Annotated in this window: 10 protein-coding genes; 2 read left to right on the forward strand and 8 right to left on the reverse strand. The window is 66.4% G+C overall.

From position 1 onward, the window contains the following. Positions 1–187 precede the first annotated feature (187 nt). Entirely contained in the window at positions 188–952 is a 765-nt protein-coding gene (xth, locus tag P0M04_RS00130; RefSeq protein ID WP_259451987.1) for an exodeoxyribonuclease III, read from the forward strand. On the opposite strand, the gene P0M04_RS00135 is transcribed toward xth, so the two are convergent. From P0M04_RS00135 to prpB, 6 genes are all read right to left on the reverse strand, one after another. Further along, positions 949–3765 carry a sensor domain-containing protein gene (locus tag P0M04_RS00135; RefSeq protein WP_259451986.1) on the reverse strand — a complete coding sequence of 939 codons (2817 nt, stop codon included), beginning with the start codon at positions 3763–3765 and terminating at the stop codon, positions 949–951. The two genes, xth and P0M04_RS00135, sit on opposite strands and share 4 nt — an antisense overlap. A 156-nt stretch (positions 3766–3921) precedes the next feature. Further along, positions 3922–5112, reverse strand: a complete 1191-nt coding sequence (prpF, locus tag P0M04_RS00140; RefSeq protein WP_259451985.1) for a 2-methylaconitate cis-trans isomerase PrpF — start codon at positions 5110–5112, stop codon at positions 3922–3924. 111 nt (positions 5113–5223) lie between these two features. Next, positions 5224–7824 carry a Fe/S-dependent 2-methylisocitrate dehydratase AcnD gene (gene acnD / locus P0M04_RS00145; protein WP_259451984.1) on the reverse strand — a complete coding sequence of 867 codons (2601 nt, stop codon included), beginning with the start codon at positions 7822–7824 and terminating at the stop codon, positions 5224–5226. Continuing rightward, positions 7821–8351, reverse strand: coding sequence for a GNAT family N-acetyltransferase (locus tag P0M04_RS00150; protein WP_259451983.1), 531 nt, complete (start codon positions 8349–8351; stop codon positions 7821–7823). Before P0M04_RS00150 ends, acnD begins: the two co-directional genes overlap by 4 nt. Positions 8352–8353: 2 nt before the next feature. Continuing rightward, positions 8354–9514 (reverse strand): bifunctional 2-methylcitrate synthase/citrate synthase, encoded by a 1161-nt coding sequence (prpC, locus tag P0M04_RS00155; protein WP_259451982.1) that lies wholly within the window; start codon positions 9512–9514, stop codon positions 8354–8356. A 14-nt stretch (positions 9515–9528) separates the two neighbouring features. Continuing rightward, positions 9529–10419 carry a methylisocitrate lyase gene (gene prpB, locus P0M04_RS00160; protein WP_259451981.1) on the reverse strand — a complete coding sequence of 297 codons (891 nt, stop codon included), beginning with the start codon at positions 10417–10419 and terminating at the stop codon, positions 9529–9531. Between the two features lie 215 nt (positions 10420–10634). On the opposite strand from prpB, the gene P0M04_RS00165 reads away from it, so the two are divergent. Then, positions 10635–11753, forward strand: a complete 1119-nt coding sequence (locus tag P0M04_RS00165; RefSeq protein WP_259451980.1) for an alpha/beta hydrolase — start codon at positions 10635–10637, stop codon at positions 11751–11753. A gap of 51 nt (positions 11754–11804) precedes the next feature. Here P0M04_RS00165 and P0M04_RS00170 read toward each other — a convergent pair whose 3' ends face one another. Together P0M04_RS00170 and P0M04_RS00175 are read right to left on the reverse strand one after the other, a co-directional pair. Continuing rightward, positions 11805–13472, reverse strand: a complete 1668-nt coding sequence (locus tag P0M04_RS00170) for a cation acetate symporter (RefSeq protein ID WP_259451979.1) — start codon at positions 13470–13472, stop codon at positions 11805–11807. Beyond that, positions 13469–13798: a DUF485 domain-containing protein gene (locus tag P0M04_RS00175; RefSeq protein WP_259451978.1), complete on the reverse strand. Its 330-nt coding sequence runs from the start codon at positions 13796–13798 to the stop codon at positions 13469–13471. The genes P0M04_RS00170 and P0M04_RS00175 overlap by 4 nt, the downstream gene beginning before the upstream one ends. Between the last annotated feature and the right edge of the window lie 81 nt (positions 13799–13879).

Genomic DNA, 13879 nt, shown 5'->3' on the forward strand with positions numbered 1-13879 from the left:
CTTTCCAGCCTCGTTACGATTTTTTACTCCGTGGACAATAATTTTACGACATCTTTGTTGCAATCGAAACAAATAATGACAATCGTGTCATGGCTTGAGAGGCCAATCTATGTTGCAAGAATGGCTCAGAGCCACGATACTGCCCGGATTGTGCCGGACGGTCCGGCCTTCGCAACCCGATAGATCCATGAAAATCGTAACCTGGAACGTGAACTCGCTGAAAGTGCGCCTGCCGCACCTGCTCCAGTGGCTCGCCGCCAACCCCGTCGACGTCCTCTGCATCCAGGAGACCAAGCTCACGGACGACAAATTCCCCGTGGCCGAGATCAACGCGGCCGGCTACGAAGTCGTATTCAGCGGCCAGAAGACGTACAACGGCGTGGCGATCCTGTCGCGCCTCCCCATCGCCGACGTCGTGCGCAACAATCCGCATTACCAGGACGAGCAGCAGCGCCTGATCGCCGCCACCATCGGCGGCGTGCGCTTCATTTGCGCCTATGTGCCGAACGGCCAGGCCGTTGGCTCCGACAAGTATGCCTACAAAATGGGCTGGCTGGCCGCGCTGCGCACCTGGGTCGGCGAAGAACTGCAGATCCACGAACAGTTCGCCATCCTGGGCGACTACAACATCGCGCCCGAAGACCGCGACGTGCACGACCCGGAACTGTGGGCCGGCCAGATCCACTGCTCCGACCTGGAACGCGAGCAGCTGCGCGAACTGTGCGGCCTCGGCCTCGTCGACGCGTTCCGCCTGTTCGAGCAGCCCGAGAAGCAGTACAGCTGGTGGGACTACCGCCAGATGGCGTTCCGCCGCAACCGCGGGCTGCGCATCGACCACATCCTGCTGTCGCAGGCGCTGGCGAAACGCTGCGAGGCGTGCGTCATCGACCGCGAACCCCGCAAGTGGGAACAGCCGTCCGATCACACGCCGGTGATCGCGACGCTCATCTAATCCAGCAGGACCGGCACGGCGGCCGCATCGACCGGCCGCGCGAACAGATAGCCCTGGGCATACTGGCACCCGTGCCGGCGCAGCAGCGCCAGCTGCGCCTCGTTCTCGACGCCCTCCGCCACGACGGCCATGCCGAGGCTCCCCGCGAGCGCCATGATGGCGGCGACGATGGCCTGGTCCTCGCTGCTCGTTTCCAGGTCGCGCACGAACGCGCGGTCGATCTTGATCTTGCGGACCGGGAAGCGCTTCAGGTAGGCCAGGCTCGAATAGCCGGTGCCGAAGTCGTCGATCGACAGGCGGATGCCCATGCGGTAGATCTGGCCCAGCGTCTCCAGCGTCTGGCCGCCGTGCTGCATCAGCGCCGTCTCCGTGATCTCGAATTCCAGCAGGCCCGGGTCGATGCCGGTGTCGTCGACGATGGCGCGGATGGACTGGATCAGGCCCCGGTGCATGAACTGGCGCGCCGACAGGTTCACCGCGAGCGGCAGCGCCGGCAGCCCGGCCCGCTGCCAGGCCATCGCCTGTTCGCAGGCGCGCCGGATCACCCATTCGCCGACCGGCACGATCAGGCCGTTCTCTTCCAGGATCGGGATGAAGTCGTCGGGCGCCACGAGGCCCTGCTCCGGATGACGCCAGCGCAGCAGCACTTCCAGGCCGTGCACGCGGCCGTCCTGCACGCCCACGATGGGCTGGTAGAACAGCACGAATTCCTCGCGCAGCAGCGCGCCGCGCAGGCGCGTCTCCATCTCGAAGTGGCGCGCGGCCGCCGCGTTCATCGGCTCCGCGTAGTATTGGTAATTGTTGCGGCCCGCCGCCTTCGCGTAGTACATCGCGGCATCGGCCTTGCGCATCAGGCCCGCCGCGTCCGCGCCGTCGTCCGGATACAGGCAGATGCCGATCGACGGCGAGATGTGCAGGCTGTGGCCTTCGAATTCGACAGGCGCGGCCAGCGCCTCGATGATCTTGTCGCCAACGTGACTGCACTCCTCGGGCACGCGCACGCCGGGCACCAGCACGACGAATTCGTCGCCGCCCAGGCGCGCGACGGTGTCGCTGGCGCGCACGACGCGGCACAGGCGCTGCGCCACTTCCTTCAACAGGTGGTCGCCCGCCAGGTGGCCGAGCGAATCGTTGATGGTCTTGAAGCGGTCCAGGTCGATGAACAGCAAGGCCAGCTTCGCGCCGTCGCGCTGCGCCGCCAGCAGCGTGCGATCGAGGCGGTCGGACAGCAGCGCGCGGTTCGGCAGGCCCGTGAGCGCGTCGTGGTACGCCATGTGGTGCACGCGCGCCTCGGCCTGGCGCCGCTCGACGATCTCGGCCTGCAGCTCCGCCGTGCGTTCCTGCACGCGCACTTCGAGTTCGTCGCGGGCGCGGCGCAGCGCGTCCGCCGCTTCACGCTGGGCGGTGACGTCGTCGATCAGCCAGACGCTGCGCCCGCCCCGGTCCGCCATGTCGAACGGGCGGCCGGACAGGCGCGCCCAGAAGCGCTTGCCGTCGCGCCGTACAAGTTCGTACTCGGCCATGTGCACGCGGCCCGCCTCGAAATCGCGCCGCGTCTGGTCGCGCGCGGCGATCCAGCCGGCGTCGTCGGGATACAGTTCGCGCACCGGCAAGCCCTCGATGCTGCCGCCCTGGTGGCCGAACAATTCTTCCATCTTGCGGTTGCAATGGAGGGTCCGGCCCTTCTCGACGACGGCGATGCCCAGCACGGCGTTGTCGAGGATCGCCTGGTTTTCCAGCAGCGCGTTGCGCAGCGATTCCTCGGCCGCCTTCTGGCCGGTGCGGTCCTCGATCATCCAGATCATCGTGCCGGTGCCCAGCTCCTCCGGGTTGACGGCATAGCCGATCATGTTCACCCACATGCGCGTGCCGTCGCGGCGCACCATCGTCGTCTCGGTCTTGAACGACCCGCCCTGCCCCAGCACGCCGTATGCGGTACGGCCCATGTCGTCGAATGCCGCGTCGTCCGCATACAGCATGCGCGTCGAGCAGCCCAGCGCCTCGCCGGGCGCATAGCCGAACATCGAGCCGAAACAGTGGTTGTAGCGGGTGATGGTGCGGGCGCGCGTGAAGAAGATCCCGATCGTGGCATTGGTCATGATCGACTGGATCTCGGTGAGCGCCTGGCGCGCTTCCGTGACGTCTTCCACGATCCACACCGTCCCCGCCTCGCGCGCGCTCATGTCGACGGCCTTGGCGCGGATGCGGCACCAGATCGTGCTGCCGTCGCGGCGGCGCAGCGGCACTTCGCTCTTTTCGAACAGGCTTCCGGTCGTCAGCACGAGGACGGCCTCGCCGATGAACGCCTCGTAGTGGGCGCGCGTGGCGAAGACCTGGGCCGGACTGTGGTTGATGAGTTCTTCCGGCGCATAGCCTAGCATCTCGGCCATGCGCGGATTGCAGGATTTGACCAGGTCGGGCAAGGTGACGGCGATGCCGACCGGCGCATGCTCGACGACGGCAGCCTGTTCCAGCAGGCGGCCGCGCAGCGCCGCCTGGCCGTCGCCGAACGTGAGCACGTCGCCGAACACGAAGGTGGCGCCCCCCGCGGGGAACGGCTTCGCACGCACCTCGACGGGCCGGCCCGTGGTGCCATGCTCGATCAGGCCGTCCCAGCGCCGTTCGCCCGATAGCGACAGGCGGATCTCGACCGCCATCTCCGCCGCCGTCCGGGGGCAGAACAGCGACACCAGCGGCCGCCCTTCCAGCGCGCCGCCCGCCAGTTCGACGAGTGCCGCGTTCGCGGCCCGGATGGTCCCTTCGCCATCGCAGGCGCAGGCCGGCGCGGCGATCAATGCCAATGCGTCGGCCACCAAGGCCGCAGTGCTCGTTCCCCGATCCATCCCTCTTCCAGTGCGCCTGCTGACGAGGCGCTTTGTCGATTTTTGGATGGATGATAGCTGAAAATCAACGTAATTTAACGTTATGGAAAGACGAAATTCAGCGGGTGACGCGGCGCAGCAACGGTCTCAGAACGCATCGCCCGGCACGCGCACCCAGCCCTCCATCAGCACCCGGGCGCTACGGCTCATCACCGCCTTGGTGACGACCCAGTCGCCGCCCTCCTGGCGCGCCTCGGCACCCACGCGCAAGGTGCCGGACGGATGGCCGAACCGCACGGCTTCATGTGCCCGCCCGCCGGCGGCGAGGCTCACGAGCGTGCCCGGAATCGTCGCCGCCGTGCCGATGGCGACGGCCGCCGTGCCCATCATCGCATGGTGCAGCTTGCCCATCGACAGGGCGCGCACGAGCAGGTCGATGTCGCCCGCCTCGACCCGCCTGCCGCTCGACGCGGCATAGCCCGCGGGCGGCGCGACGAAGGCGACCTTCGGCGTGTGCTGGCGCCGCGCGGCCTCCTCCACGTGCGCGATCAGGCCCATGCGCATGGCGCCGTAGGCACGGATCGTCTCGAACATCGCCAGCGCCTTCGGGTCGCCGTTGATCGCGTCCTGCAGTTCGGTGCCCGTGTAGCCGATGTCGGCCGCGTTCACGAAGACGGTCGGGATGCCCGCGTTGATGAGCGTTGCCTTGAGCGTGCCGACGCCCGGCACCTCCAGGTCGTCGACCAAGTTCCCGGTCGGGAACATCGCGCCGCCGCCGTCTCCCTCTTCGGCTGCCGGGTCCATGAATTCGAGCTGCACCTCGGCCGCCGGGAACGTCACGCCATCGAGCTCGAAGTCGCCCGTCTCCTGCACCTGCCCGTCCGCGACGGGCACGTGGGCGACGATCGTCTTCCTGATGTTGGCCTGCCAGATGCGCACGGTGACGATACCGTCGTCCGGGATGCGCGCAGGGTCGATGAAGCCGTTGGCGATGGCATACGGGCCGATCGCGGCGGACAGGTTCCCGCAATTGCCGCTCCAGTCGACGAACGGCTTGTCGATGGCGACCTGGCCGAACAGATAGTCGACGTCGTGGCCGGGACGGGAGCTGGGCGCGACGATCACGGTCTTGCTCGTGCTGGACGTGGCGCCGCCCATGCCGTCGATGTGCTTGGCGTACGGATCGGGGCTGCCGATCACGCGCAGCAGGAATCTGTCTCGCGCCTCGCCGGGAACCTGCGCCGCTTCGGGCAGGTCTTGCAGGCGGAAGAACACGCCTTTGCTCGTGCCGCCGCGCATGTAGACGGCGGGGATTTTGATTTGGGGTACGTTTGCCATAAGTGTTATCCCTAGCCCGTCGTCCCCGCGGAGGCGGGGACCCAAGTTCTGTATGCGCCTTCGAGATGCATGCAAAATTGGGCCCCTGCCTGCGCAGGGGCGACGGTGTTTTTATGCTGCCACTTTGGAAGACGCGAGGAAGTCCTGCGCAAACCGCTGCAGCACCCCACCCGCTTCGTAGATCGACACTTCCTCGGCCGTGTCGAGACGGCAGATGACCGGCACCTCGACGGTCTCGCCGCTGCGACGATGAATCACAAGCGTCAAAGTCGCGCGCGGCGTCCGCTCGCCCACGACGTCGAACGTCTCGGTGCCGTCGATGCCCAGCGTGAGCCGCGTGGTCCCCGGCTGGAATTCCAGCGGCAGCACGCCCATGCCGACGAGGTTCGTGCGGTGGATGCGCTCGAAGCCTTCGGCCACGATGGCTTCCACGCCCGCCAGGCGCACGCCCTTCGCGGCCCAGTCGCGCGAGGAGCCCTGGCCGTAATCGGCGCCGGCGATCACGATCAGCGGCTGCTTGCGCTCCATGTACGTCTCGATCGCTTCCCACATGCGCGTCACGGTCCCTTCCGGCTCGATGCGGGCCAGCGAACCGGCGCGTACGCTGCCGTCCGGGTTGCGCACCATCTCGTTCTTCAGCGTCGGGTTCGCGAACGTGGCGCGCTGCGCCGTCAGGTGGTCGCCGCGGTGCGTCGCGTACGAATTGAAATCTTCTTCCGGCAGGCCCATCTTCGCGAGGTATTCACCCGCCGCGCTGTTCAGCATGATCGCGTTCGACGGCGACAGGTGGTCGGTCGTGATGTTGTCGCCCAGGACCGCCAGCGGGCGCATGCCGGCCAACGTACGCTCGCCCGCGAGGGCACCTTCCCAGTACGGCGGACGGCGGATGTAGGTGCTCATCGGGCGCCAGTCGTACAGCGGCGACACGGGAGCGTCCCCGGCTTCGCGGCGCGCGAACATGATGTCGTAGACCTTGCGGAACTGCTGCGGCTTCACGGCCTTCTCGACGACGGCGTCGATCTCCGCATCGCTCGGCCAGATGTCGGCCAGGCGCACCGGATTGCCGTCGGCGTCCGTCCCCAGCACGTCCTTCTCGATGTCGAAGCGGATCGTGCCCGCGATCGCATACGCGACGACGAGCGCCGGCGACGCGAGGAATGCCTGCTTCGCATACGGGTGGATGCGGCCGTCGAAATTGCGGTTGCCCGACAGGACCGCGGTCGCGTACAGGTCGCGCTCGACGATCTCCTGCTGGATCGCCGGGTCCAGCGCACCGGACATGCCGTTGCAGGTCGTGCAGGCAAAGGCGACGACGCCGAAGCCCAGCTGCTCCAGCTCCGGCAACAGGCCCGCCTCTTCCAGGTACAGCGGCACGGCCTTGGAGCCCGGCGCAAGCGAGGATTTCACCCACGGCTTGCGCGCGAGCCCGCGCGCGTTCGCGTTGCGCGCGAGGAGGCCCGCGGCGACCATGTTGCGAGGATTGTTCGTGTTCGTGCAGCTCGTGATGGCGGCGATGATCACGGCGCCGTCCGGCATTTTGCCGGGCTCGTTTTCGACGGGCCCCGTGATGCCGTGCTGCGCCAGTTCCGACGTGGCCACGCGCTTGTGCGGGTTCGACGGGCCGGCGATGTTGCGCACGACGGTCGACAAATCGAAATGGAGTGTCCGCTCGTACTGCGCGTCCTGCAGCGTGTCCGCCCACAGGCCCGTTTCCTTCGCATACAGCTCGACCAGTTTCACGAGGTCGTCGTCGCGGCCCGTCAGCCTGAGGTACTTGATGGTCTGCTCGTCGATGGCGAACATCGCCGCGGTCGCGCCGTATTCCGGGGCCATGTTGGAAATCGTCGCGCGGTCGCCGAGCGTGAGGTTCGCGGCGCCTTCGCCGTAGAACTCGAGGTAGGCGGACACCACTTTCGACTTGCGCAGGAATTCCGTCAGCGCCAGCACGAGGTCGGTCGCCGTGATGCCGGGGCCCGGCCTGCCGGTCAGCTCGACGCCGACGATGTCCGGCAGGCGCATGTACGACGCGCGGCCCAGCATGACGCTCTCCGCTTCCAGGCCGCCGACGCCGATCGCGATGACGCCCAGCGCATCGACCATCGGCGTGTGCGAGTCGGTGCCGACGAGCGTGTCGGGGAACGCCACGCCATCCTTGACCTGCACGACGGGGCTCATGCGCTCCAGGTTGATCTGGTGGAGGATGCCGTTCCCGGGCGGGATCACGTCGACGTTCTCGAACGCCTTGCGGGTCCATTCGATGAAGTCGAAGCGGTCTTCGTTGCGGCGGTCCTCGATGGCGCGGTTCTTCGCGAAGGCGTCCGGATCGAAGCCGCCGCATTCGACGGCCAGCGAGTGGTCGACGACGAGCTGCGTCGGCACGACCGGATTCACGAGGGCCGGATTGCCGCCCTCTTGCGCGATGGCGTCGCGCAGGCCGGCCAGGTCGACGAGGGCCGTCTGGCCGAGGATGTCATGGCACACGACGCGCGCCGGGAACCAGGGGAAGTCGAGGTCGCGCTTGCGTTCGATGATCTGCTTCAGCGACGGCACCAGCGCCATCGGCTCGCAGCGGCGCACGAGGTTTTCGGCCAGCACGCGCGAGGTGTACGGGAGGGTGCCCCAGGCGCCGGGCTGGATCTCCTCGACGGCGGCCTTCGCATCGAAGTAATGGAGATTGGTGCCGTGCAGGGGCTTGCGATATTGGCTGTTCATGGCGTGACCTGTGAAACGAGAGGGAGATGCAGGTGGTGGATCGCACGGTACCCGCCCTCATGATAAATGGCGTCCGGCTCGACGCCGAAGGACTGGAAGCCGAACGCATCGTACAGGCGCCGCGCGGGCGCGTTGCCGTCGATGAGCGTCAGCGTGAGGCGGCGCAGGTGGCCCAGCGAACGGGCGTGTTCGATCAAATGGGCCGTCAGCAGGCGCCCGATACCGGCGCGCTGGTGGCTCTGCGCGACCATCAGGCTGTTCAGGCTCGCCGAATGGCGCAGCCGGCTCCCCGCCTTGGCGCGCAGGCAGATGGCGCCGACGAGAAGCGTGCCGTCGAAGGCGCCGAACCACGTGTAGTCGGGCCGCGCCAGCCGGTCGGCATGCCACGCTTCCGACTGCGCGAGCGCGTCGTCGTACGCGGGACCGTGCGCGAACTGGAAGTTGCGCAGGCTTTCCAGGCGCAGCGCGCGGTAAGGCACCGCGTCGGCGGCGCCCAGGGGACGGATATGGATGCCGCCGGCGTCCATCTTTACTTGCGCTCGGCCAGCGGCACGAACTTCAGGTCTTCCGGACCGACGTAGTTCGCGCTCGGGCGGATGATCTTGTTGTCGATGCGCTGCTCGATGACGTGCGCCGACCAGCCGGACGTGCGCGAGATGACGAACAGCGGCGTGAACATCGCCGTCGGCACGCCCATCATGTGGTACGAGACGGCCGAGAACCAGTCGAGGTTCGGGAACATCTTCTTCACTTCCCACATCACGGATTCGAGGCGCTCGGCGATGTCGAACATCTTCATCGAGCCGGCTTCCTGCGACAGCGTGCGCGCCACTTCCTTGATCACCTTGTTGCGCGGGTCGGAGATCGTGTAGACCGGGTGGCCGAAGCCGATGACGACTTCCTTGTTCGCCACGCGGTTGCGGATGTCCGCTTCCGCCTCGTCCGCGTTCTCGTAGCGCTTCTGGATGTCAAGCGCCACTTCGTTGGCGCCGCCGTGCTTCGGACCGCGCAGCGCGCCGATCGCGCCCGTGATCGCGGAATAGATGTCGGAACCGGTGCCGGCGATGACGCGGCCGGTAAAGGTCGACGCGTTGAACTCGTGTTCCGCGTACAGGATCAAGGAAGTGTGCATGGCCTTGACCCACTCGTCCGACGGTTTGAAGCCGTGCAGCAGGTGCAGGAAGTGGCCGCCGATCGAATCGTCGTCCGTCTCCACGTCGATGCGCTTGCCGTTATGGCTGTAGTGGTACCAGTACAGCAGCATCGAGCCGAACGACGCCATCAGGCGGTCGGCGATGTCGCGCGCGCCGGCGATATTGTGGTCGTCCTTTTCCGGCAGCACGCAGCCCAGCACCGACGCGCCCGTGCGCATCACGTCCATCGGGTGCGCGCCGGCCGGCAGCGCTTCCAGCGCGGCTTTCACGGCGTACGGCAGGCCGCGCAGCGATTTGAGCTTGGCCTTGTAGCCGCGCAGTTCGGCCTCGTTCGGCAGCTTGCCGTGCACGAGCAGGTAGGCGATTTCCTCGAACTCGCTGTTGCCGGCCACGTCCAGGATGTCGTAGCCGCGGTAATGCAGGTCGTTGCCGGAGCGGCCCACGGAACACAGTGCGGTATTGCCGGCGGCGACGCCGGACAGCGCGACGGATTTCTTCGGCTTGAAGGTGGGCGTATCGGTCTTCACATCGGTCATCTCTTGGTCTCCTTTTATTTGGCTTTATTCTGGGCGAACAGCGCGTCGAGCTTCTGTTCGTAGCTGTGGTAATCGATGCGCTCGTACAGTTCGGCGCGGGTCTGCATCGTGTCGACGACGTTCTTCTGCGTGCCGTCGCGGCGGATGGCCTCGTAGACGTTTTCCGCGGCCTTGTTCATCGCGCGGAACGCGGACAGCGGGTACAGCACGATGTCGACGTCGGCGCCGCGCAGCTCGTCCACGGTGAACAGCGGCGTCGAACCGAATTCCGTGATGTTCGCGAGGATCGGCACCTTGACCGCCTTCTTGAACTGGGCGTACATCTCCAGGCTCGTGATGGCTTCCGGGAAGATCATGTCGGCGCCCGCCTCCACGCACGCGACCGCGCGCTCGACGGCTTTATCCAGGCCCTCGACGGCCAGCGCGTCCGTACGCGCCATGATGACGAAGTCGTCGTCCGTGCGTGCGTCGACGGCGGCTTTCACGCGGTCGACCATCTCGCCCTGGGTGACGATCTCCTTGCCGGGACGGTGGCCGCAACGCTTGGCGCCGACCTGATCCTCGATGTGGCACGCGCCCGCGCCGGCCTTGATCAGCGAGCGCACGGTCCGCGCGACGTTGAAGGCAGACGCGCCGAAGCCCGTGTCGATGTCGACGAGCAGCGGCAGGTCGCACACGTCGGTGATGCGGCGCACGTCGATCAGCACGTCTTCGAGCCCGGAAATGCCGAGGTCCGGCAGGCCCAGCGACCCGGCCGCGACACCGCCACCCGACAGGTAGATCGCGCGGTAGCCGGCCCGCTTGGCCAGCAGCGCGTGGTTGGCGTTGATGGCGCCGATAACCTGCAGCGGATGTTCTTCCTGGACGGCCTGGCGGAATTTGGCGCCGGCGGATTGTTGGCTCATGTCTACCCTTTCATGATGCGTTCTGTGATGGTGGCCCATGGGTTTGCAAGGACCGTGCCAGTCGTCCGGCACCGCAGACAGCCCGGATATTCAAGGGGTTGGGTAGTTCTCCCTGCGATGCCATGTTTCACATCGTTTCAGAATGAAACATCGTTGACACATGAAAGGAAACGGAACAGACTGCGCGCGCCCCTTCATGACGACAAGGACACACCATGTTCCAACGCTCTTCCAGGCTGTGCGCCGCGCTGCTGGCCGGCCTGTCCATCACCACGCTCGCCGGCGCCGCCGGCCCCGACAGCCGCGCGGACGCCGTGAAAATCATCGCCGACATGCGCCGCATCGTCACGCCGCAAGGCGTCGAGCAGACGCGCGCCGTGCGCATCGGCGGGATCGACCAGTGGATCAGCGTGCGCGGCACGGACCGGCGCAATCCGGTACTGCTGTTCCTGCACGGCGGCCCTGGCTATGTGGCGATGCCGACGAGCTGGTATTTCCAGCGCGGCTGGGAAGAATATTTCACGGTCGTGCAATGGGACCAGCGCGGCGCCGGCAAGACGTATGCCGCCAACGATCCGGCCAGGGTCGCGCCCACGATGACGCGGGCGCGCATGCTGGCCGACGCCGAAGAGATGGTGGCGTTCCTGCGCAAGGAATTCGGCAAGGACCGCATCTTCGTGCTGGGCCACTCGTGGGGTTCGTCGCTGGGCATCCAGATCGCGCAGCGCCATCCGGACTGGCTGCACGCCTACATCGGCATCGGCCAGGTCACGGATGCGATGGAGAGCGAACGGCGCAGCTGGCAGTACACGATGGATGCGGCGCGCAAGGAAGGCAACCAGGACGCCATACGCGAACTGGCCTCGATCGCACCCTACGCCGCGCCGGGCAAGCCGCTCGTGCTGAAGGATCTGTACCTGCAGCGCAAATGGCTCGCGCGCTACGGCGGCGCCGTGTACGGCCGCACCGGGACCGACGCCGAATCGGCGGCCGCGAAGCTGGCGCCGGAATATACGGATGCCGATCTGAAGACGATGTGGGACGGCACGGAGTTCTCGTCGAGCCGCATGCTGACGGACGTACTGACGCAGGACTTCAGCGTCTACACGACCTTCCGCTGCCCCATCGTCATCTTCAACGGCCGGCACGACTACAACGTGTCGGCGTCGGCCACGGCGGAGTGGTTCGCGAAGGTGAAGGCGCCTTCGAAGCAGCTCGTGTGGTTCGAGGATTCCGCCCACGAGATCTTCAACGAGGAGCCGGGCAAGACGCTGGTCTCGCTGGTGCGGTATGCGCGGCCGTTTGCCGAGAAGGCCGGCGACGTGGCGCCATAAAAGAAAAAACCCGCACGCGGGTGCGTGCGGGTTTCATGGATCGGGGTTCGATCAGTGTGCCGACGCTGCGGCAGCGCCGATACCGGTTTCCGAACGCACTTCCTGTGCTTCGTAGCCGGCCTTGTCGATGGCGGCACGCGGGCTCTTGTCGGTGATCGAGAACAGCCACACGCCGACGAAGCCGACGGTCATCGAGAACAGCGCCGGCGACGTGTACGGGAAGATCTCGTGCGCATTGTGGAAGACGTCGACCCACACGGACTTCGACAGCAGCGTCAGGATGACGGCGGTCGCCAGGCCCAGGAAGCCGCCCACGGTCGCGCCGCGGGTGGTGCACTTGCTCCACAGGACGGACATGAACAGCACCGGGAAGTTGGCCGAAGCCGCGATCGCGAAGGCCAGCGAGACCATGAAGGCCACGTTGATCGTCTCGAACACATAGCCCAGGAAGACGGCGACGATGCCCAGGCAGACCGTCGTGATCCTCGACACGCGCAGTTCGCTGCCCGGAGCCGGCTGGCCCTTCTTGATGACGGTGGCGTACAGGTCGTGCGACACGGCCGAGGCGCCCGACAGGGTCAGGCCGGCCACGACGGCCAGGATCGTTGCGAACGCGACAGCCGAGATGAAGCCGAGGAAGACGTCGCCGCCGACGGCGCTCGCCAGGTGCACGGCCGCCATGTTGTTACCGCCCAGCAGTTTGCCGGCAGCGTCCTTGAACGCCGGATTCGTACCGACCAGCACGATTGCGCCGAAGCCGATGATGAAGGTCAGGATGTAGAAGTAGCCGATCCAGGTGGTCGCCCACAGCACCGATTTGCGTGCTTCCTTGGCGCTCGGGACGGTGAAGAAACGCATCAGGATGTGCGGCAGGCCGGCGGTACCGAACATCAGCGCCATGCCGAACGAGATGCCGGAGATCGGATCCTTGATGAAGCCGCCCGGGCCCATGATCGCGTCTTTCTTGCTGTGCACTTCGACGGCCTTGGCGAACAGCGCTTCCGGGCTGAAGTTGTACATGGCCAGCACGGAGAACGCCATGAACGAGGCGCCAGCCAGCAGCATCACGGCCTTGATGATCTGCACCCAGGTCGTCGCGGTCATGCCGCCGAACAGCACGTAGACCATCATCAGCACGCCGACGAGCACGACGGCGATGCCGTAGTCCAGGCCGAACAGCAGCTTGATCAGCTGGCCGGCGCCGACCATCTGCGCGATCAGGTAGAACAGCACGGTGACGAGCGTGCCCGAGGCGGCGAACATGCGCACCGGCTTCTGCGCGAAGCGGTAGGCGGCCACGTCGGCGAATGTGAAGCGGCCCAGGTTGCGCAGGCGCTCGGCCATCAGGAACGTGATGACGGGCCAGCCGACGAGGAAGCCGATCGCATAGATCAGGCCGTCGAAGCCGTTCGCGAACACGGCGGCGGAAATGCCGAGGAACGACGCGGCCGACATGTAGTCGCCGGCGATCGCCAGGCCGTTCTGGAAGCCGGTGATGCCGCCGCCGGCCGTGTAGAAGTCGGAGGCGGAACGGGTGCGGGCGGCGGCCCACTTGGTGATGAACAGCGTGAAGATCACGAATGCGGCGAACATCGTGATCGCGGTCCAGTTGGTCGCCTGTTTCTGCGCCTGGCCCAGGTCGGGTGCGGCGATGACGGCGCCGGCGGCGGCCAGCAGCGCCGCGGCGGCGGCGCTCTTCATGAGGGTCGTGTTCTTCATGCGCGCACCTTTTCCTTGCCGGAGGCAGCGTTGCGTTGGATGGCGTCGGTCAGCGCGTCGAATTCGCTGTTGGCGCGGCGCACGTAGATGCCGGTGACCGCGATGGTGAACAGGATCACGAACAGACCCAGCGGCACGCCCCACGACATGACGCCGTCGCCGATCTTCGAGGCCATGAACTGCTTGTCGAAGGCGTTCAGGCAGGTGAAGCCGTAGTACGCGATCATCACGAGCCAGGTCAGCGTCCAGCCGTAGCGGGAACGTGTCTTGACGAGCTTTTGGTAATTCGGGTCTGCTTTGACCCGCTGGACGATGTCATCTTCCACTTTTGTCTCCAATCTTCTAGTAATGCGCCGCTCAGGTTGACGGGCTGGTATCGATCCTAAGTGGGCCGCCTTACCCGATTC

The organism is Telluria mixta, from assembly GCF_029223865.1.
Taxonomy (GTDB): Bacteria; Pseudomonadota; Gammaproteobacteria; order Burkholderiales; family Burkholderiaceae_D; genus Telluria; species Telluria mixta.